This window comes from Enterococcus mundtii (assembly GCF_003957375.1).
GTDB classification, from domain to species: domain Bacteria; phylum Bacillota; class Bacilli; order Lactobacillales; family Enterococcaceae; genus Enterococcus_B; species Enterococcus_B spodopteracolus.
Window position 1 is genome coordinate 2,493,870 of the sequence record NZ_CP025473.1, and the last position, 22,653, is coordinate 2,516,522.

Annotated in this window: 16 protein-coding genes; 1 reads left to right on the top strand and 15 read right to left on the bottom strand. The window is 37.0% G+C overall.

What is annotated here, in order from left to right; all coding sequences use genetic code 11:
* Positions 1-43 precede the first annotated feature (43 nt).
* The 8 genes from CYK55_RS12105 to CYK55_RS12140 all read right to left on the bottom strand — a co-directional run bounded on the left by CYK55_RS12105 (position 44) and on the right by CYK55_RS12140 (position 10,110).
* Positions 44-1,498 (bottom strand): response regulator transcription factor, encoded by a 1,455-nt coding sequence (locus CYK55_RS12105; RefSeq protein WP_034689752.1) that lies wholly within the window; start codon positions 1,496-1,498, stop codon positions 44-46.
* Positions 1,488-3,233 carry a sensor histidine kinase gene (locus CYK55_RS12110; protein WP_034689753.1) on the bottom strand — a complete coding sequence of 582 codons (1,746 nt, stop codon included), beginning with the start codon at positions 3,231-3,233 and terminating at the stop codon, positions 1,488-1,490. The genes CYK55_RS12105 and CYK55_RS12110 overlap by 11 nt, the downstream gene beginning before the upstream one ends.
* Positions 3,226-3,840 carry a YesL family protein gene (locus tag CYK55_RS12115; RefSeq protein ID WP_034689755.1) on the bottom strand — a complete coding sequence of 205 codons (615 nt, stop codon included), beginning with the start codon at positions 3,838-3,840 and terminating at the stop codon, positions 3,226-3,228. Before CYK55_RS12115 ends, CYK55_RS12110 begins: the two co-directional genes overlap by 8 nt.
* 252 nt (positions 3,841-4,092) lie before the next feature.
* Positions 4,093-5,553, bottom strand: a complete 1,461-nt coding sequence (locus tag CYK55_RS12120) for an ABC transporter substrate-binding protein (protein ID WP_034689757.1) — start codon at positions 5,551-5,553, stop codon at positions 4,093-4,095.
* 25 nt (positions 5,554-5,578) lie between these two features.
* Positions 5,579-6,499, bottom strand: coding sequence for a carbohydrate ABC transporter permease (locus CYK55_RS12125; protein ID WP_034689758.1), 921 nt, complete (start codon positions 6,497-6,499; stop codon positions 5,579-5,581).
* An 11-nt stretch (positions 6,500-6,510) separates the two neighbouring features.
* Positions 6,511-7,458, bottom strand: coding sequence for an ABC transporter permease (locus CYK55_RS12130; RefSeq protein ID WP_034689760.1), 948 nt, complete (start codon positions 7,456-7,458; stop codon positions 6,511-6,513).
* Between the two features lie 251 nt (positions 7,459-7,709).
* Positions 7,710-8,429 (bottom strand): pseudouridine synthase, encoded by a 720-nt coding sequence (locus tag CYK55_RS12135; RefSeq protein ID WP_034689762.1) that lies wholly within the window; start codon positions 8,427-8,429, stop codon positions 7,710-7,712.
* Positions 8,430-8,460: 31 nt separating this feature from the next.
* Positions 8,461-10,110: a putative polysaccharide biosynthesis protein gene (locus tag CYK55_RS12140; protein WP_034689764.1), complete on the bottom strand. Its 1,650-nt coding sequence runs from the start codon at positions 10,108-10,110 to the stop codon at positions 8,461-8,463.
* Between the two features lie 488 nt (positions 10,111-10,598).
* On the opposite strand from CYK55_RS12140, the gene CYK55_RS12145 reads away from it, so the two are divergent.
* Positions 10,599-12,101: a UDP-N-acetylmuramoyl-L-alanyl-D-glutamate--L-lysine ligase gene (locus CYK55_RS12145; RefSeq protein WP_034689766.1), complete on the top strand. Its 1,503-nt coding sequence runs from the start codon at positions 10,599-10,601 to the stop codon at positions 12,099-12,101.
* A 1,176-nt stretch (positions 12,102-13,277) separates the two neighbouring features.
* Here CYK55_RS12145 and CYK55_RS12150 read toward each other — a convergent pair.
* From CYK55_RS12150 to CYK55_RS12180, 7 genes are all read right to left on the bottom strand, one after another.
* A complete protein-coding gene (locus CYK55_RS12150; protein ID WP_034689768.1) occupies positions 13,278-14,159 on the bottom strand; it encodes a hypothetical protein in 882 nt (293 codons plus the stop codon).
* Positions 14,160-14,364: 205 nt separating this feature from the next.
* On the bottom strand, positions 14,365-15,720 hold the full coding sequence (celB, locus tag CYK55_RS12155; protein WP_126134368.1) for a PTS cellobiose transporter subunit IIC: 1,356 nt from the start codon (positions 15,718-15,720) through the stop codon (positions 14,365-14,367).
* On the bottom strand, positions 15,721-16,239 hold the full coding sequence (locus CYK55_RS12160) for a hypothetical protein (protein ID WP_034689772.1): 519 nt from the start codon (positions 16,237-16,239) through the stop codon (positions 15,721-15,723).
* A 22-nt stretch (positions 16,240-16,261) separates the two neighbouring features.
* On the bottom strand, positions 16,262-16,582 hold the full coding sequence (locus CYK55_RS12165; protein WP_034689774.1) for a PTS cellobiose transporter subunit IIA: 321 nt from the start codon (positions 16,580-16,582) through the stop codon (positions 16,262-16,264).
* A gap of 12 nt (positions 16,583-16,594) precedes the next feature.
* Entirely contained in the window at positions 16,595-18,574 is a 1,980-nt protein-coding gene (locus CYK55_RS12170) for a BglG family transcription antiterminator (protein ID WP_034689775.1), read from the bottom strand.
* Between the two features lie 20 nt (positions 18,575-18,594).
* Positions 18,595-18,909, bottom strand: a complete 315-nt coding sequence (locus CYK55_RS12175; RefSeq protein ID WP_010734143.1) for a PTS cellobiose transporter subunit IIB — start codon at positions 18,907-18,909, stop codon at positions 18,595-18,597.
* Positions 18,910-19,209: 300 nt separating this feature from the next.
* Positions 19,210-22,143 carry a hypothetical protein gene (locus tag CYK55_RS12180; protein WP_126134369.1) on the bottom strand — a complete coding sequence of 978 codons (2,934 nt, stop codon included), beginning with the start codon at positions 22,141-22,143 and terminating at the stop codon, positions 19,210-19,212.
* Between the last annotated feature and the right edge of the window lie 510 nt (positions 22,144-22,653).

Genomic DNA, 22,653 nt, shown 5'->3' on the forward strand with positions numbered 1-22,653 from the left:
CAGAGATCATGAGATGCTAATTCTCAAAAACTCTGTTTTTTATTCAGATGAAACTTCCTTCTGTTTGACCTTGATTTTCTCGGTATTCTGAAGGCGACTGTCCGACGATTTTTTTGAATAATTTTGAAAAATAGGTCGTATTATTATAGCCGATTTCATTAGAGATCTCATTGATATTTTGATTACTATGGATCAGCAACCATTTTGCTTGTTCCATTCTTAAGTGATTCAAGTACGCAGAGAAGCTTTTTTTAGTTTCTTTTTTAAACAGTTGTCCTAGATACATGACGTTCAGATGCAAATGTTCTGCGACTTCTTTCAAGGTTAAAGGTTCTTTGTATTTCTCATGTAAGATTTGAAGAACTTTTTCGACATTTTGACTATATTTTTGATTATGCTGATTTTCCAATAAAGATAATAGGAGTTGATGCAACTCTTGGACAGATTTTGCTTGATTAATTTTTTGGATGCCTGTTAAGTATTCATCATCTTCTAAACGGATCAGCTCACGATAGATATCCATAAATAATAAAAAACTGAAATGACGGATATCTTCAGGCGACATGACCGCCTGTTGGAATTGCTCGAAAAAGTCAGAGATCATTTGTTGCGCAAGCGCTAGCTGACCGCTTTTCAACACACGACTAAATGATACAAAATCAATTGATTGTTTGATTCCTGCTTGTTCGGCATAAAAAATACGTTGATTTTGATCCCCATAGAATTGATGTAGTTGTAAATTATCTTTAGCATGCTGGAAGCTTTGCGGTATCGTTTCCGGATCACAAGATTCATCCCCAATACTAATCAGCCAATTCTCACACATCAGCGACTGTTCAACAAAATGGCTGAACAGTTCTACTGCCTCCTTCTGAAGCAACAAAACAAATAAAACAAGTTCTCCATAATTCCGTTGGTAATAAAAAGGTTCTTTTCTTTTTGTCAGCCACTGACTGATTGTCGTTTCAGCCTGCCTAGGTACTTGTGCAAGTAAGACACGTCGCTGACGCTTGCCTAGTTTTTCTAAAAGTTCTTCTTCACTAGGTTCATCCAATTCATCATTCAACCATTGGCTAAATAGAATTTCTTGGTACACTTCTTGTTGATTTTTTTGTTGTCTTCGATGATCCAAGCGTTTCTTGACGGTTTCAAGACTAGTAATCAGTTCTGCTTTATTGACTGGTTTCATCAAATAATTAACGGCGCCTAACTGCATCCCGCTTTTTAGATAATCAAATTCTTGATAGCCCGATAAGATCATAAATTCAAAAAGATGTTCTTTTTGAGCAGCTTCAATAAATTCTAATCCATTCATCTCAGGCATCGTTACATCTGTGACAACTAGATCAATTGGCTGCGTCTCTAAAATCGATAGTCCCTGCATAGCATTTTCTGCAGTAGCAACAACGTTAAATCCTAAATTTTGCCAATTGATGATTTTTTGTAAGCCAGCTAAGATCATATATTCATCATCAACTAGTAGTACATTATAAGTCATCAGCAGCTCCCCTTTTTATTTTAAAAGTAATATGGATCGTTAATCCACCAGTTGCATTTCTAGCTAGGATCATCTGATAACTCGGGCCAAAACTAGCACGCAACCGTTCATTGACATTTTGTAAGCCGATCGATCCACTGAGTTCTACTTTGCTTTGCGCCAACTGTGCGCTGATTTCAGCTAATCGCTCTTCTGTGATTCCTTTGCCATTATCACTAATCAAAAGATGAACAAGTTCATTTTCTTTAAATACTTTTACACTCAATGCGTTATCAAAACGAGTGAAATCAACGCCATGTTTAAAATAGTTTTCTACTAATGGTTGGATGATAAATTTCGGTACTTCAATCTCTTCCAATGATGATTCGATCGTGAAATGATAGGCGATTCGGCTAGGATAACGCATTTGATAGAGGTACACATACTTCTCACAAAAATCCAATTCTTCTTTTAAATGAATCGTCTTTTCCTGATTGGTGTTATTACGTAATAATGCCGAGAAAGCATAGACAACATCTGCTAGTTCTTCACTACCTTCACTGATGGCATACATTCGAATATATTCTAATGTATTGTATAGAAAATGCGGATTGATTTGCGCTTGTAATGCGCGCATGTGTGCATCTTGTTGTTTGATTTCTAATTTGTAGATATCTTCCACATATTGATTGATACTGCCTAGCATCTCATTGATTCCGACTGATAGGTCTTTTAGCTCGTATTCAGTGATACTAGTATCCACACGAGTATCTAAATTCCCTCTAGCCACTTCATCCATGGCTTCCATGACACGATCGATTTGTTGAGAGTAACGTTTGAACGTCTTGTATAAAAATAAAAGCAATAACCCATCCAATAAAATGACCCCAATAATTAACGGTGCTAAACTTTTTTCTGTTACTTGGCGAACCGTACGCTTATCTAATGTGGCTAAAATACGATAATCATCGGACACCTCTTGAGATTGGATAAAATTCGATTTTCCTAATTTTTCCACTGGTAATGTAGAATCCGCTTGTAGGGTCTGATTGATCAACTTTTCCTGCTCAAAGATTCGTTCTTTACCCAGTGCTCGATCATGAAATGTATACAACCGATTACTCGTTCCGGAAATCATGTAAAGAGATAATCCGTCAAACGTATTTAAATTTGTTAGCGCTGCATCAAGTTCATCTTTATCAAAACCTACAAACATACTGCCAATTTCTGCGCCACCTTGTGTAATCGTCATTTTGATATAAAAAGCCTGTTTTAATTGTGGCGTTCCCTGCTTGACTATCCCGCCTTTGTTCTCTCTAGTGGACTCAAAATATTCTGGTAATTGGTTGAACACAAGGTACACACTGCTTACCTCTTCATAATTGACATACATATCACGAACTACGTTAGGGAATGAAAGAAAATCAGCAGATTGTCGTTGTCGGTCATACGCATACATTAAATATTGATCGATTGGTTTAGTTAAATAAGTGGTGGTATTCTCGATTTTATCTGAATTCCCCACAAATTGATCTTTGATCACTTTACTTAACGTTGTTTTATCACTAAGCGTTCGCAACGTACTTTGAACTGCCTCATTTACTACTTGTTGTGCTTGAATTTGTCTTTGGATGAATGTATGCACACTGATGATGATCGTTGCAATCATCGTCAGAGCAATCATCATGATGGCATATTTACGCAATAAGCGGTTCAACAACGTTCCTTTTGAAAAGATGAAATCTAACCTATTCATATGTTTCCAACTGCAAGTCCAGATTTTCCCGCCATTGTTTGGTGATCGTTCCGTTCCAAACTGTAAGTAACCCAATCAATCCAAATAAAATCAACCCTTTATAATTCCACGTCACCCAAAGAATCAAACCACTACCAAGGATGATTTTTAAGAAAGTTGAAAAACTTGCGAAACTGGAAATCAAACTCAACTTCAATAGATTTCTTAAGGTCATTTGATAGCCACTATCCAGGATCATGCTATATTGATACGTCGCATAAACGTACAACATGCTGAACAGTATAATAAAATCAACCACTAAGAAAAGAATCCCTTGGATCTGTACAGATAAATACAAGTTATAACTAAGCAAAAAAAGACAAGCCGAAAAAAGACCAAATAATTGATTTCCTCTTAAGAAGGATTGTTTGAACATCTGCCAACTTTCGCTGATCGTGATGTCTTTATATTCGAAACCATGGAGATAAAACTGTTCATTGACAGCTTTCCAAGCTGGTCCGATTCCTAAAACGACTCCGCCACATACAGCTAAGCCCCAAAAATACAATGTCAATTTCATGATGACCCATACGCGTATGAATACTGTTTCCAATGCTCTACCTAACACAGGACTTCCCCCCTTTATTCTTCATCATATCCTATTATACAAAAACATACTGTAACATTGAGCATATTGGAACCTTTAAAACCAAATAAATGGTCTTCGAGGAGCAATACTTCGGTTATCAGCTAGATAACCGATAGTCCAGAAGTAGCTTCTTCGTAAATAAGGCGGAATCCACAAAAATGCAAGAGCAATTTCCGTGGATTCCGCCTTATTTCTCGGAGCTAGATACTTCCATCATAACTTCAGTATTGATTAATTGTTCTCTTGTCGGAATGTATCATATTGTTTTTGCATTTCTGTCAGTACTTTGTCGTATCCAGCTTTATCTAAGGCATCCATTAGTTTTGGTAAGGTTTCATCTGGATCGACAGTTCCAGTGTTCAATCCATCAAGGTATTGATTCATGACATTTGAGATATTACTCAATTCAGTTTTTACGCTGTCTGTATTAAAACTGAAGCCTAAGATTGGAGAAGTTTCAGCTTCTGCAATCGATTGATCTCTTTTAGCAATCATTTCATCGGTAATCGTATCTTGTGTGTAAAGAATTTTATTATTACCGGTATTCCAAGCAGACATGTGAGTTTTTGGCTGATATCCGTCTAATAATTTCACTTTGTCATCGCCAACTTTTTCCCATGCTTCTCCTTCAATTCCCCAAACCAAGCCGTTAAGTAATTCAGGATCGCTATTCAATAACGCTAAGAACTCTACTGATTTCTCTTTGTTTTTTGACGTATTAGAGACAACAAAATTTGCCATTTGTGCTTGCCCTGTTGATTTCAACGGAACCGTGATCGGTTTAGACACTAATTCTTGATTTGCAGCATTTGTTAAAATCGTATCGCCGTAATCGTATGGTCCTTGTGTTTCTCCACGCATCAACCATGTATTACCTTCTAGTGGATAGTCTTTGTTACTTGTCGCTGCGTCACTAGGGATCAATCCTTGATCATACCAACTATGCATCGTCCGTAACAGTTCGATGTAATTTTCGTTGTCATATTGATTGATGATTTTTGTTTTATCGCCACTCAAATCAACCGCAAATGGTAAGGTATTTCCTAATGGATAATCAAAATCACCTTGTACTTTAAACCCTTGACCAATGGCAAAAGCTGCTGTATTCGGTTCTTTTTTATGGAATTCTTGTAAAACTTTTTCCGCATCCGCATACGTTTCAATACCATCAATCGATAAATTGTATTTATCTAATAATGGCTTATTGAAGGTCAACACTTGTTGTGCAAAGACATTGGCATTTACTGGAAACGCATATAATTTTCCGTTGACCAGATTTCCTTTGATATATGCTTCATCCAAAGAATCATATGCTTCTTTTCCATATTTAGGTGCTAATTCAGTCAAATCTGCAAATGCACCTTTTTGTGCATTTGATACGTAGTTGTTTGCAAAAGCAATATCGTAATTTTCACCAGATGAGATGATGACATTCATCTTCTTCTCATAGTCACCCCAACCAATATAATTGATATTGACTTTTACACCAATTTTTTCTTCAATTCGTTTATTCGCGACTTCCATCAGCTGATCAAGGTTATCTGGTTTGTCACCAATCTGGTACATTTGTAGTGTCGTCGTATCACTGGCTGCTGCATCGTCCTTGTCATCTGAACCGCCCCCACAAGCTGCTAAACTGATTGCTGTTAGTGCTGAGAATCCTGTAAAAGCTAATTTTTTCCATAACTTCATATCTTTTTCCTCCTATTTGAGTGTTTTATTCTTTGACGCCACCAATCGTTAACCCTTTAACAAAATGTTTTTGGAAAAATGGATAGCTGATCGCAATCGGTAATGTTGAGATAACAACGATTGCCATACGAGCAGACTCTCCAGGAACAGAAGCAAGACCGCCAGCTAACTGACTACCTGCTCCAGCATTTTGAGTAAGATATTGGATATTGCTTTGAATCTTCATCAATAAATATTGCAATGGAACGAGATTATCGTTTTGGATATATAGTAATGCATTGAACCAGTCATTCCAATAACCTAAAGCTGCAAATAAACTGATTGTCGCAATTCCTGGAATCGCTAAAGGTAAGACGATTTGTAAAAAAATCCGAAGTTCACTCGCCCCATCTATCCTAGCAGATTCAATGATCGAATCAGACACCGAACGTTTAAAGAATGTTCGCATCACGATAATATTGAACGGACTGACCGCCATCGGTAAAATCAATGCCCAAATCGTATCTTTCAGTTGTAATAAATTCGTCATCACTAAGTAGTTCGCAACCATCCCTGGTGAGAACAACATCGTGATCAAACAAAAGACTGTAAAGAAACGACGAAATGGAAAGTTGGATCGAGAAATAGCATAAGCATATAAAGAAGTTGCTGTACTATTGATCAACGTTCCTAATACTGTCACAAGAACAGTAACGAAAAGAGCTTGGAAAATTTTGTCTTGCATCTGATCAAACAAAAAAGTATACCCAAATGTACTAAATGTTTTAGGCCAGAAACTATACCCTTGCGTGGACAAAATGGATTCATCTGTAAAAGAGATCGCGATCACAAAAATAAATGGTAACACACAAGAAAAAGCAAAAAGTGCAATCAAAATATTGGAGAAAAAGTTGGTGGTTTGACTAAACGAGCGAATCTCTACTCGTTGAACTTTCTTTTTATTCATTTTTCTCCTCCTTAGAACAATGCCGATTCGCTGTCAAAACGACGAGCAATCGTATTGGTGATCATTAATAAAACAAAGCCGACGACCGATTGATACAGCCCAGCTGCGGCCGTCATACCAAAATCGCCAGTGGATGTCAGCCCATTATAGATATAAGTATCTAACACTTGTGTCACTTCATAAAGCGCTCCGGAGTTTCTTGGAATATTATAGAACAAACCAAAGTCCGCTCGGAAAATATTTCCAACTGCTAATATCGTCAAGATCGTCATCAGAGGGATCAATTGTGGAATCGTCACATGTTTGATTTGTTGCCATTTGCTTGCGCCATCCACCATTGCTGCCTCGTAATACGTCGGATCGATCCCCATAACTGAGGCAAAATAGATGATACTGTTATAGCCGATCCCTTTCCACGTTCCAATAAAGACTAAAATAAATGGCCAATATTTAGGATCATTATACCAATTGATTGTTTCTCTTCCACTTGCTGCCAGCCATTGATTAAAGATCCCTTTATCTGGACTTAAAAACGCATAGACAAAGTAACTAATGATGACCCAAGAAAGGAAGTAGGGAAGCAATGACATGGTCTGGTATACTTTTACCAATCGTTTATTTCGCAATTCACTCATAATGATTGCAAACACGACAGATATCAAAAGATTCAGTAAAATAAATGTCACATTATATAAAATCGTATTTTTGGTAATCAGAAAGGCTTGATCAGAAGAAAATAAAAATTTGAAATTCTCTAATCCAACCCATGGGCTCTCTCTTAAACTGGCAAGAAAGCCATCCGCAGAAATATGGAAATTTTTAAACGCAACGACATTCGCTAATACCGGGATGTAAAAGAAAAAAATCATCCAGATCATCCCAGGGATCGCCATCAAAACAAGCGCCTTATAGCGCCATAAATTCCCAAAAAAACCTTTTAACCCCTTCCTTTTTCTCATATAAAAACTCCTTTCACCTCATTCGACTGTCATTATAGCGCTTTCAAAAGATATAATAAATGAACAAATCATAGGGAAAATGAAACAAATTATAGAGAAGATTGTAAAAGAATCATTTTGATCTGAGGTGTGAGATAGAAAAACAAAAACTAGCTGTTTTAGGTAGCCATCTATCATGATTTCAATAAACAAACAAAAAACTTACAGGATTGAGTAGTATACCCCAATCCTATAAGCTGTGGTTTCAGGCGCTATTTACTTCTTACTTGTGCCAATTCATCTGGTGTCATTTGGCGATACTCTCCTAAAGTTAAATCTTCTGGCAGAAGAAAATTCCCCATACGTATCCGTTTCAAATAAGTGACTTCTTTTCCAACGGCTTTTACCATCCGTTTCACTTGATGGAATTTCCCTTCATGTAAGATCAAGCGGATACGAGAAGTGTTTGTTTCTTCATCGACTGAGTCAATGAACAGTTTTGCAGGCAATGTCTGTTCCTCTCCATCAATGAGTAGTCCAGCTGCAAATGCTGACACATCTGCTTTCGTCATCACACCTTTGACCTCTGCCAAGTATTCTTTTTCTACGTGTTTTTTAGGCGAGAGTAATTGATGTGAAAACTGTCCATCATTGGTCAGGATCAACAATCCTTCTGTATCTTTGTCTAACCGACCAACTGGAAATAGATCTTCCCGAAAATCTTTATCAGAAAGTAAATCAATGACGGTTTGATCGTGATTATCTTGAGTTGCTGAAACTACGCCAGCTGGTTTATTCAAGATATAATAAAAATCTTTTTGATAATGTAAGGATTCATTTAGATACATCACCGTGTCTTCGGTTTCTTTCACTTGATATTTATCACTTTTAATACAGTTTCCATTGACTGTGATCAAGCCTTTTTTGATCAGCCCTTTGACTTCTTTGCGGCTGCCAAGACCGATGTCAGCTAAAAATTTATCTAAACGCATGTGATTGTCCCCTTTTCAAGCAATGCCTGTCTTATTTGATGCGCAAACGTCGGCGTAAGCGAATCATCCCTTGACGACCTAATAACTTATCTGCAAGACGAAGCTTCAGTGCCAGATACATATAAACCAAACCACCCACTCCGGCGACTAAAACAATTAATATTAGTGATTGGAACTTACTGTCTTGGCTCAAGAACATCCCGAAAATCATTTTCGTCAGCCCGGCTGCAAGGAGCATCAACAGAGTAAGAATAAAAATCAATAAGGTGCGGCGCCATACAAATTTCCGATTGAAGCGAGCCACTTGATGGATTTTCTTTAGTATCAACGAACAAGAAACGATAAATCCAATCATCGTTGCGAGCAATGGTCCATACACTTCAAAAATTCGGATTGCTGGATACTGCAAGACTAATTTTACGAGAAACCCAACCAGTAAGTATTGGATTGCCGCTTTATTTTCAAACATCCCTTGAAGCATATTCGATACAAGCATATAAAGTCCTAGAAAAAGACCGACAAAACTTGCTTGGATCAATACTTGGCTTCCTAGTTGATCTGGTGTATAAAATAAAGTATTCAAAGGGTAGGCCAAGAGCATCACACCACACGTTGCTGGAAACATAATGAAGGAAAACAACTGTAAATTACTGCTTGTTAATTTTGCTAGTCCACGACGATCCTTGATCGTTACCGCTTCTGTGATCAAAGGTAAGCCTGTCGCAGCAATCGACGTCGCTAAAGCAATGACGACCATTGTCAACTTGTCAGGATTCGCACTGAAAATGGAAAAAAGATCCAATAATTGGGCATTGGAATACTCAGTGGTATCCGACATGATTTTAATAAATGTAAATTGATCGACTAATTTAAAAATCGTGATCCCTGATCCTACAATGATAAAAGGAATTGCTTCTTTGATCGTTTCCAACAATAATTCCTTTGTGGCAATGGTTACTTGGTTTTCACTGTACTGCACACGAGCTGCTGTATATGCTTGATGTTTCTTCAAAAAATATAATAAGACAGCCAAGCTGACGATCATCCCAATAAATGCTGCAAAAGTCGATTGGGTGACCGCAGTCACGTAGTCACCAGAGAGGACTTTCATGATGATGAATGTAGAAAGCAACAGATAAAAAACGCGTGCAATCTGCTCAACGATTTGCGAAAGTGCATAAGGCATCATTTCCTGATTTCCTTGGAAGTAGCCTCGAATAACACTCATACAAGGAAACACTAGTAATGCCGCGCTTAACGAGCGCATGATTGGAATCAATTCTTCCCCACCACCAGAGGCACGAGCTAACCAAGGTGAAGCAAAGTACATAAATCCTGCAAAAAACACTCCTAAAACAGCCATCATTTGCATTGCTCGTAGAAACAACCGATGAGAGGTCCCGTATTCATTCAATGAATTATAACGTGCAGTTTGTTTCGCAATAGCAGCTGGAATCCCCGCAGTTGAAATCATTAAGAATAACGCATAAATATTGTACCCCATATTGAATAAACCGTTGGCAGCCTTTGCATTTTCGCCCATCCAAGCATACCAAGGAATAATATAGACTGCACCAAGTAATCGAGAGATCATATTACTTGCAGTCATCCAAGCAGAACCTCTAGCCATTTTCTCTTGGACTGTCAAACTTTCTACTGCTGGTTTTCGTTGATTAGTCATTGATCAGATTCCAACTTTCTTCAAAACATTACTCATATTTTAAGTGTAAATCCACAAAGTAGCAATCTTTTTATCGACTTTTTTTATTTTATATCAGTTAAAGTCTTTACATAATAACTGTTTTATTTTGATTACAGAATGCTCTTGTTCTCTATCCTCATTCTTTGGAAACTGGCTTATTTTTTTTACCAAGGGAGTATTTTCTGTTTTAACATCTTCATTCAACGAACGAAATTAAAATGTGAAAAAGATCGCCCATCGCTTAATTTCTCAGTTGCTTTCTATTTATTTTATTATTTTTAATATATTGGGATTTCTGTAATGAATTATCTCCATCTATTTTTAGGTACTTTCCTATTTTTCGGCCGGCCTATTTTTTTGATCTTTTCAACTAATTTTCATTTTTACTTAAATCGCCTGTTCATGAAAATAAGTAACAAAAAATATGCTATAATAAACCAAATAAATACAAAGTGAGGGATGATTCAATGAGCTTCTCCTTAGAAGATATCCGCAACTTATTGTTAAAAGAAAATCTGTTAAAAGAATTTGTATCACCACAGGGGTGGCATCTGTATGCTCCAGAAAATAGAGTATTCAAGAAATTAAGTTATGACTCACGTCAGGTCGATGCTGAGACATTATTTTTTTGTAAAGGATTAAATTTTAAAGAAGAGTATTTAATTGCCGCAATTACTCAAGGACTCAATTACTACGTCGCTGAAGAACCTTATGAGAATGAAGCATGTGGCATAATCGTGACCGATATTCGCAAAGCAATGGCGATTCTTTCCATGGCTTTTTATGATTATCCACAAAACAAGATGCTAGTCATCGGATTTACTGGAACTAAAGGTAAAACCACCGCTGCATACTTTACCAAAGCCATTTTAGACCATACGACTAACTATAAAACTGCCCTTTTTTCAACTATGAATACCACATTAGACGGCAAGTCTTTTTTCAAATCTCATCTGACAACACCGGAATCACTCGACTTGTATCGCATGATGGCTGAAGCAGTAGCAAACGGTATGACACATCTTGTCATGGAAGTTTCTTCTCAAGCCTACAAAACGCAACGTGTTTATGGACTTACTTTAGACGTTGGGATTTTCTTAAATATCTCACCAGATCATATCAGTCCGATCGAACACCCTACGTTTGATGATTACTTTTATTGCAAACGTCAACTGATCTTAAATTCAAAAAAAGTGATTTTAAATCGTGAAAGTGATTACTTTGATTTATTAGTGGAAACAGGACAAGTCCACGGTATTCCTGCCATCACTTACGGACGAGCAGATACTACAGACGTTCAAGTGAAAAGTTTAGAAAATCAAACGCAAGCGTTCGAATTGATCACAAATGGCCCTGAATTACCTGTTGAAGCAGAATATACGATCAAATTAGCTGGTGGCTTTAATCAAGAAAATGCAGCTAGCGCAATCATTGCAGCGACATTAGCGGGTGCTTCGATTTCAGATGCCCAACAAGGACTAAGAGAAGCTAGGGTTCCCGGACGCATGGATCAGTTGACCCATAAGAACGGCTCCCATATATATGTTGACTATGCCCATAACTATTTAAGTTTAAAAACATTATTAGCATTTGCTAAGAGTGAGCATCCTAATGGCCGTGTGATCGTCGTTCTAGGAAGTCCAGGAAACAAAGCGATTTCCCGCAGACAAGACTTTGGAGAAGTCTTGTCAGAAACAGCCGATGTCGTTTTCTTGACCGCAGATGATCCTGCTTTTGAAGATCCACAAAAAATTGCAGAAGAAATCCATGCAGCGATCACAAATACAGCACTTGCTGTTCATTATGAAATGGACCGTCCGACTGCGATCCAACTAGCATTAGCAGAAAGCCAGCCAGAAGACTCTGTTGTGATTGCTGGTAAAGGCGTGGATGCCTATCAAAAAGTCGGTGGCGTAGATGAACCTTATGAAGGTGACTATGACATAGCAAAACGTTTGATTGAACAATAATTGATTCTACAAAGGAAAAAACTTTCTGATTTAGCTAACTCCAACCAAAAAGCCTCCCCTCACGAGTGTTACCTGTATGTAGTGGGGAGGCTTTTTTTATAGATAAAAATATAATATATTTTCTTATGCGGTTTTTTCTTTACATTCAATATAACCTTGTTACTTTTTTGAAAAAAACAGCTCTCATCCAAAGTACTTTATCCTTTTTCTTCATAACTTCTCCCAACTCTGTAACCGTTGATATTTTGACCTATTACAAATTATTGCCACTTTTCTCATTAACTAACTTTGTGTTATTTCGTTGCCCTTCAAAGACTAAATTAAGTTCTCTAAATAGTCTTTTTATTTATAAGTATACTTATGTTTCTTCTATGCTGGCGATTACTCTCATCCAACGCTACATCTGCTAATCAAATAGCTTTATGTACTCATAAAATAGCGCAATATCTGTCTGGATATACGACATTTTCTTTTACTTTGAGCGTATAGTGATGTTTTTAAAGGCATATTGGCAGCCTCTGATACTTAACTAATAATCATTTAGTTTATCTAAAAAAACAAGCATGGCACCATTTCCATACACCAATCAAGTGGAATTTCGTGAGTGGTTCCAGCCGGCTGTCTATCTATTATCCATCGTTGGATGATAATGATAAGAGTTCCTGTATGCGTCATGGGTTGGATAGTTTTCATCATCCAAGCTAAACCATTAGGTAAATTTTCCTTTTTGTCGTTTCAAAAAACGTAACATATCGGCACACTTTTCTCATGGGCTAAATAGTTGATCATCGAATCATTTCTTACGAATCACTCGGCACTCGATTTTCAATCATGATACTCAAATCAATTCTTGTACTTTCCGTCAATTTCTTCGTTCATCTTGTCGATTACTTGTTTTAGTATGCGAATAATTATTTTCGTTCTTGTCCTTTTTTCTGTTATTTGAAATAAAATTTTAAGCTTCATTAATCGAGAATCGACTTTTTTAATCGCTGAAGATTATCTGATAGGAAATAGTTCAATTATTATAAGAAATGACAGCGGAACTATACTCTATTTTAGACATTCCACATAACATATAAAAAATGTAAATCAATGTTTTGGTAAACTAACGATTTTTTCAAGATTAATTGATTTACTAGATATCAAAAAATCCTTTACCTACTTTCATTCTGCTTAAATAGATAGACTTTGTTCTCTACTTACTTTTTTTGCACCTTGATTACTTATTCTCGCTTGCTGGCTGTGTAAGGAACAAAGAGAACGAAATGATTTCAGCTTTTCTTTTGTCTGTTTTTCACTCGAAAATCTTTCTGTTTTGAGTTTCTCTTCATTCACTATCTTATCAAATAGTCGAAGTTTTCTTTGCTCGTCGTATGCTTGCCATAGCTTGACATGGCTTCCTTTGATCCAAGGAGCTGCGACTTCTTGGTTATCCTCAATAAATATGACTTTATCTTTTAGCTTTCCCCACTTTCGAAAAATATAGCGTAGTTCCCTATTCGTGTATTTCCCATCATATTTTTTTGCTTTTCTTTTATTTAGTACAGCCTTCATATCAATGCCGTCTAAGACAAAATAAATGTACACATGAGGATGATCTTTTGCCATATCGATACCATTTTTACATCCTCTTTTGATAATCCCACTCACATAAACTAGTTTATTCTCCTTATTTTTATAGCCTATTGCCCCCGCATCTACTTTCAGTTTAAATTTCATTGCTTCCTTAAAAATGGTAAGCAAATGATTTTTAGTATTCTGTTCCATACTTTGATAGTATTCTTCCCATAAAAACAATCTCTTGTTTTCCGGTGATAAGTAGTTCAGCCATGTCTTAGAAAAGAGCTTCCAGGCTTCTAATGAAGTCAAATTTTTGCGATAATCTATAATCAACCATTTTAACATCTCATTATAACTATCGATTTTATACATACGGAAATTACTACTATGCGGTTTTTCATCAATAAGCCATTTGAACTCTCCTTTCACAATTGCATCGAAAAATTCACTTCGCTTCTTTTGTAGTCCATACAGCAATACTCTTTTTTCTGTCATTTGTCATTCACTCCTAATTCAACAAGCAACTTAAGGCTTATTAATTATTTACTACAAGTGGCTATCTATTCTTAAGTATACAAGTTCTTTTTCCAAAGGACCCCTATTTTTTTCCGTTATTCAAAATATATATACTCTCGTTTTTCATAACAAAAAACTCAGTTGCCTTTTCTAACGAATGGCAACTGAGTTTGCTTACGATAAATTAAGCCCCTACCCCTTCTTTTGCTAATTCTGCGGCTTTTTCTTTCTCCTCGGTCAATAATTTATTGTCATAAAATTTGATAAATGGTAACCAGATGATAAAGCCGACAATCGCACATAAGATGGCCAAAACAGCGGCTTTCCAGTCTCCTCCACTACCAACAAAAGCACCGATCCCTACCGGTGAAGGCCAAGGCATTTGGGCTAACATTGGTCGAACAATTTCTAGTTTGATGGCAAAGTATGCTAATGATGCGGATGCCATCGGTGCTAAGAAAAACGGTACTGCCAGGTAAGGATTATAAACGATCGGCATCCCGAAAATGATTGGTTCATTGATATTAAAGATTCCTGGTACTAATGAAGCTTTTCCTAATACTTTTAGCTGATCAGATTTTGCCATAAATGCAATAAAGATAATCAGTCCTAGTGTCGCTCCTGACCCACCAACTGTCACATAAGAGTTATTAAATTCGCCTGCTAATGGATAATTTGCCCCTTGAGCATTTGCAGCCATGTTCGCTAAGACGATTGGTGTCAAGAATGAAGTAATAATGTTCGCTCCATGAATCCCAACGATCCATAATGCATGGATCAAGAAATAAATAATCATGATCCCTATCCACGTATTCGTCAATTCTGTTACAAAACCAAAAGGGATGGCAATCATTTTGAAAATGTCTGTTCCTAAAGCAACTAATACGCCGTTGACAAGCATTACCACAAAGGCAATCACAAACGTTGGGATTAATGCTGTAAAGGAACGTGAAACCCCAGGTGGTACAACATCTGGCATCTTGATGACCCAGTTACGTTTTACACACATACAATACAATTCAACCGCAATGTAAGACATGATGATTGCCGTAAAAATACCTGACGTGCCTAGCCGTTCCACAAATGCCCCCATGCGTACACCACTAATGACGGTTTCTGCATCGGTCATGCTAGAAATCAAGCTGATTTTTCCATCTGAAATGATCAACTCAGGAATACACATGAAGAATGCAAAAACAGATAACAGTGCACCTGTTAAAGGATTGACGTTCAGTCCTTGTTCATCTCTTTCAATCGACGTTAATTCATAAGCAAATACAATAGCAAAATAAACAGATAATATCCCCATCGTCATCGTGTTGACGATCATGTACAAGTCACTGACTTTGAAGAATGTCGCATTGAAAAATCCTTCCAAAAACGGAAATGGTAATGGTAGAATGTTCAAAACTAAAAACATCGAGCCTACGATTGTAAAGGGAATCGACGCCATCCCTGCAGCCATTACTGCACGTACGATCTTAAATTGTGCTACTTTCCCCATGGGTCCCATCAAATATTTCTGTAGAAAATCAAACATCTATTTACTCCCCTTTCCAAATTGTACTACACGTTCATACTCTTTGATTCGTTGATAGTGACGATCCGTATCTGTATGGATTTTATTCAAGCGTCGCTGACAAAACAGACAGATTAGTAGCCCACAAGCAATCACACACAGAATCAATGCTTGGCCATTTGAACCATTCGCCATAAAAGGAAATAACTGAGAATATCCTGGTGAAAATACTGCTAATAGGAGAAATACATTGGTTAACGCTTGCAACCAGAAATAATTTCGAGTAACCGTTGCATTATTTTTATGTGTACGATAGAGTGCTACTTGTTCTGCGACGACTGGTAAAAGAAAGAATAATAGCCCAGATGGTACCCAAAACAGCTTGCTACTCGCAAGTAGTAAGGAAACCAGCCAATAAAGATTAGTAAAAAAGAACCCTGCCGTTAAGTAGCGAATGATCAAATAGCGATTAAAATACAAGACTTTCAAACTAAATGCCTTTTTCTCTAATTCTCGTGGTTTTTTTTCAGCTTCACTCATTTGTTTCACCCCCTGTTCTTATTTATTTTTGATAGAGATAACTCATTTCTTTTGCAACTTCCAATAATGTCATCGTTGTCATCAGATGATCTTGCGCATGGACCATGATGATCTCCATTTCAATTTTTTGCCCACTCGCGTATTCCTTCAATAAATGAGTTTGTGATTTATGGGCTTCTAAAATTTCTTGATTTGCTTCATTTAGTTTTTCTTCTGCCTCTGTAAAGTCTTCTGCTCGTAACAAAGCAAATGACTCGTGGATCAATGTCCGTGCATTGCCGCTGTGAAAAATAATATCAAAAGCGGTCACTTGGAGTTCTTCACTAGTGATTTTCTCCATCATCAAGACTCCTCCTTAATAAATCATTTTTATAAATTGCTCATTAAAATTTTCAAACGTTGGTTCAACTGTAATCAATTGCTGTAAATCTAATCGATCAATAAATTTAACGATTGCCTTGGTTACAACAGTGATCCCTTCATTTTCGATGCAAGAAGGAGAGACCAGAAAGACAAAATTGATTGCTTCTTGTTCGTCCCATTCCATCCCATCAGGAATGATACCGACTGCAATTTTAGCGGTGACTCCGATCGGGATTGCTGGATGGGGAACAACCACTTGTTCACTAAAGATGATCTGCCCCATTTTCTCACGACGTTCGATTTGGTGAATCATTTCAGACGTATAATTCTCCGCTTCATCTTCTTGTAAAAGCGCCAATAACTCATTGATGACCTGCACTTTTGTTGGCGCTGAAGGATAGACTTTAAACCATTTTCTGGAAATCTGTTCTTCATAAAAGCTTACTTTTTCTTTGATAAGAGATGAGGTTTCTTGTGATTTTGCAAAACAGCTTGGATGACGCTCTTCAATCACCTTACGGATTTTTTGAACATCCTGATCATTTAAAAAAACACTGACATGAAGAACAGGTACTTTGAAAAACATCGTCGATAAATCAATAGAAGAGATGATCATATCGATATCTTCTAACGCCTGTTCATCGATTTCGTAGTAGCCTTTCACTTGTTTCACTGCAATATTTTTCCCAAATTCACTCAACACCCGATTTTTCAGCAATTGTGCACTTCCATAGCCAGTTGCACAAATGATCAACGCCTGTAGTTTACAATTGACCTTATTTTTTTCAATCGCTGCCATTAAATGGAGGGCCAAATAAGCCCATTCATCCTCATTGATTTTATAATCTTTCAAAGAAGGCATCTGACTAAAATAGTATTTAGTCAATTCAAAGGCTCTCGGATCTTCTTTTTTGATTTCTTTTGTTAAAGGATTTTCCAAAGCAATTCCTCTCTTTAAACGAACCAACATTGGTTCTAAATGATTGAGTAAACCATTCCTGAATTGATAATCTTCGACGATGGACTGACTAAGAACCAGAGCTAGCTCTTTAAGAACTGACATTAGTTCTGTCACTAACTTCTGGTCTTCCTTTTTATGACTTTGATTCGATTTAGCCATTAAATGTAAAGCTAAATAAGCAATTTCATCTTTTGGGAAACGAACATTCATTATAGACTCGATCCGTCTGGTCATATTCTTGGCTGCTTGATATTCGGTCTCATAGATTTCTTCTCCAGTGATTTCAGGCACTTGTATCTCAAACCCGGCACGCATTCGCTTGATTGCCAAAGCTAAATGTAACGCTAAATTTTGGATCACAAAATCGGACACCTTTAATTTCGATTCACGAATCTCGTCCAAGATGACGATCACTAATTCTTCAAAGTTGATTTCCTTGAAGAATTGACTGTTACCGAGGTACTCTTTTAAAGAATCAGTATACTTATTTCCAAAAAAAGTATCCATGATCACATGTCGCTTGTCCTGTTCTTGACCCTCGATCCACATTCCCTGTTTATGTTTTGACACAATTTTCAACGAATATTCGGCTAACTTCTCTTTAATTTCTTGGATATCATTCACTAAACTCGAACGACTGATATATAACTCTTCTGCCAAGTCATCGATCACGATTGCGCGATCTTCCAAAAGTAGTTTATTTAAAATATACTTTTTTCGATCTTCTGAACCATAAAACTCAGTCACCTGATCACCATATTCGACAGTTACTTCTCGTTGCTTTAAAAACAGAGCAAAAGCAAGCTTGTTAACGACCTCTAGTTGATACCCTTGCCCTTGCTTGGCGATAAGTCTTCCGCCATTATTTTCGATCGCTTCATTCAATCTTTTTAAATAGTTGCGAATCGTACGGTCAGATAATAATAGTTCAGAAGCGAGGTACTGGCTCGTGAGGTATTCTCCTTGATGATCAATCAATTGCCGCAATAACTCTTTTTCTGTTTGTTTCATTATTATCTTCCCCTATTCGTCTATATATTTTCCTCAATTAGCTCCGCTAATTTTTGGATACCCGTAGGGATAGGAACATACGCTTGGAATGGTATACTTACGACCGGTTTCCCTACTGTTTTTCCTAGTTTAACAAATTTATCTAAGTACATTGTGGTTTGAGGACTGATCAAGAACAAATCGAAATCACTTGTCTTGATTTGGTTGTCCCCTTCGGTTGCAGAAACCGCATCAACAAATACTTCTTCCCCTTTTCCTTTAAAATATTCTGTTGTTTTTGATGCCATCATAGAAGAAGACATCCCTGCGGCACAAATAATCAATGCTTTTTTCATTACGATCACTCCTCTAATTTTTTAATGGATTTCTTAGTTTTACTATAAAATGAAATCGCTTTCTTTTCAAAATAGATTTTTCCGTATCGCTTAGGAAAATAGTTATAAAATTACGTATAAAAAGAAGTCACACAATTGTGCAACTTCTTAACAATGGTTATCATTTTATTCACTCAGCGTATTTAAACATCAAATGTCAGTTTTACCACATTTTTAAATAAGTTACCGTTGTCTCTTGTCTCCTGCGAAAGACTTGCTTGAAGTTCCTTTATCTCATTCTAGTTTTTCTTTAGTAGTAACTTATGGCGCATAGAAGTTCAAGCGCATACTGTAGATTGGATGCAATGGATCAGTCAAGCTTTCAAAATCAAAGTTTTCACCAACTGTTCCAAATAATGAGAACGAAAAAGAAGTACTATGGCCTTCAATCGTCCCTAGTTCTCTGCGGTTATTCAGATTTTCACCTGATGAAATCAACATGACTTGCTTGTCATTCAGATTGTTTTTCACACCCAGATCGATTTCTGTTAGTTTTTCTGTATCTGATTGACTAACGACAGAACTCACTGAAACTTGAACTGCTCGTTCTGCATTGTTTTGGATCTGGTATGTTGGAGAAACGATACCGTTGCTTTCTTTATTTTGGGCAAAGGATACATTTGTAGGAATCGTCACATCAATGTACTCAGACGTATCTTCTAGAATCGTGACTTGACTGTTCAGTGTCCGAATATTGCCCACTTGGTCCGTTAAGGTAATTGTTACACCATGATCGCCTACCGCTAAATCTGCAAATGCGGCATTATTTTCATACGCAACTTCGACTTGAATATCTGGTAACAATGACCAATTATCAGTTGGATCCCCATCTAGAAATTCACGAGCATCTGGTACTGTTTGTCCTTTTGTGAACACTAACGGATCTTTTAATGTTCCGTCCGGAGCTGTGGTATCCACTATCTTTGGCATGGTATTTTTAAAGGTATATTCATTCCCAGCTTCATCGGTTGCTGTGATGTCCATCGGATGGTATTCACTCGGTGAATTCGGAGATAAATTAAACAAGTGTCGCTGATTTTCTAACTGAATATTTTCTAATTCCGTCCAATTATCCGTTAAATTAGTGATCAAGGAACGCAATTCTTCTTGAGTAAAATCTCGATGACGACTGGCTTCAAACACAGTCCAAATTTCTTTGACATTTCCTGTCGGCGCTTGCGTATCGACCACTCGATAGTTGACTGGATATTCCGTTTGATTCCCTCGGATATCTTGCAAACGAACATTTGCGTCATAGATGGTCGTCGAAGGTGCCACATTGACGACACTCACTACATCTCCGAACGTATTTCGTAAAGAAATATCGATTTGATCGGTGGCCGTCGTATTATCTAGTGGGTCTTCAGTAAAGAACTGCAATAACTCTTCCCTTGTCAATTCATTACTTCTTCGTGCTTGAAAATCAACAGGTGTCGTAACGACATTTCCTGTTGGTCCTTCGTTGTCTAGTTTAAATTTGACTTCTTGTAAATTTGATTGATTTCCTTGCTCATCTTCTAAACGAATATAACCTGTCTGAATAGCATCTGATGGTTTTAAATTTTGTAGGTTTATCACTGTGCCATTATCGTCAACGAGTTGAATGATGATATTTTTTGGTAAGGTCCAGTTATCATCAAGATCATCATTCAAAAACTGCATGAGCTCTGTTCGTGAAGGAATCTCTGTTGTCACTTCAGAAAGATCGATCGTTTCTGTTTTTACCGTTCCTGTTGGGGCTAATGTATCGACAATATTGATTTTTATTGATGAAACATAGCCATTATTTGATGATTCATCCGTAATGGTAAATCCATCTTCAAAAACTGTACCAGGTCTTAACTCAGATAAGTTCTGTTTATAACTCACCTTTATATTTTCTGGATATGACCAATTATCACTAAGCGTATTGATTGCAGATCGGAACTCTTCTTGAGTGAAATCACGATGTCGATTCGCTTGGATGGATGTCCACGCCGTTTTTGCTGTTCCAATAGGAGCTTCTGTATCTACAACTGTCACGTTTGTCCAAAATTGCAGAGGGTCTGCGGATGAATTTTTATCATGAAGATACACTGGTATTTTATCCTTGTAACCAGGATACCAGCCATTTCCAATACTAATCGTGGAATAACCCCAACTACCTGTACTTGGTAATGTATGAAACCAGCTTTTGATGATCGCTTCAGGGAGATTCTGATTTCTCGTAGCCTGAACTGTCACATTTTCATAAACATCAGCTGAAGCAACTGGATTGATGGTCAAGCGTCCAATTGTTTCCCCTGTATAATTGAGCTCCTTCACTTTCCTAGGTGTAGCAATATTTTCATACTGCGTTGCGACAACCGTTGAACCTAGCACGACATTTCCACGAATATCTAATGATATCGCTGTATTTCCTGTTTGTTTTCGTGTAACTGTGAAATTGATGCTTGCGGTATAGTTAGAATTCTTTGTCACTGTTGCAGAAACCTCAACAGCCGAATTACTTGATACTATATTGCCCAAATTATAAGTATTTTGGTGAGTTGAATGATTGCCATAGTACATCTGCGTGTAAAATTCGTCTGGCATTCCTGCAGGACTGTCTGTCGCAATTGACGAAATCCATCCATTACTGCCATTCGTTCTTTCAACTAAAGAATGTGTCGGTACAGTGACTGCGAATGTTGTGGATGAACCTGCAGCTGTATTTAAATCGATTGTTCGATTAATGGCATTTTGTAAGATATTTTCTAGATATGAGCTTCTACCGTGATTAGTTAACTGTCTGACATTTTCTGTAGATAAATTCAATCGTCCCAAATAGGCAGATAAAAGACTTTCATCAAGTGGTGGGACTTCTTGTGTTGCTACTGTTTCTACTGTCTCCAATATCTCCTCTGCCACTTCTTCTTGTGATTCAGGAATGTTCGGTACTTCTGGTAGTTCTTCGTGAATCATTTGTTCTTGTTCTTCGACCACTTCAGTGGTCGTTTCAGACGAGTAGCTTTCTGGTTGCTCTTCGTGAATCATTTGTTCTTGTTCTTCGACCACTTCGGTGGTCGCTTCAGACAAGTGGCTTTCTGGTTGCTCTTGTGTAATCTCTGCACTAGTTGTCGGTTCATTTTCTATGGCCATTACTACTGAAGGCAGCAACACATGTTGAAACAATAGAAATGACGCAGCGATAATTCTTATTTTTTTTGCTTTCAAAGCTTCTCTCCTCTCTCTTATTTTTTGACAATACATTTCGTCATCGATCTTTTATGGATAAAAAGAGCGTTATAAATAATCGTCTAAAACAATCTACTTGATCGTCAGTTCTCTGCAAAGTACACCTGTAAATAAAAGATATGTAGTTAGCTCAGGTCCCTTCACAAAAGCAAGATCATGTATATGAAATCGATCATCCACTCCTCTCTACAAAGTAAAAAATATATATGTCCTATAGATATTATCTATAATTTCCAAATACTAATAAAATCTTTTTTTACCATTAGCAAGGTAAAAAAATACTCCACACATTAACTCTAATTGATAACTATTGTTTTCCGACTTTATATTTTACTTATTTTCACTAGATTGCTTACTATTTCTTGAACAAAAGGAGTTAACTAGATAGAGTAAAAATGAGCGAGCATCACTGACAATAATATTTCCCTCAAAAAGAAATTTATAAAAAACCACATTCTCATGAAATCTAAATGATTTTCATGCGAATGT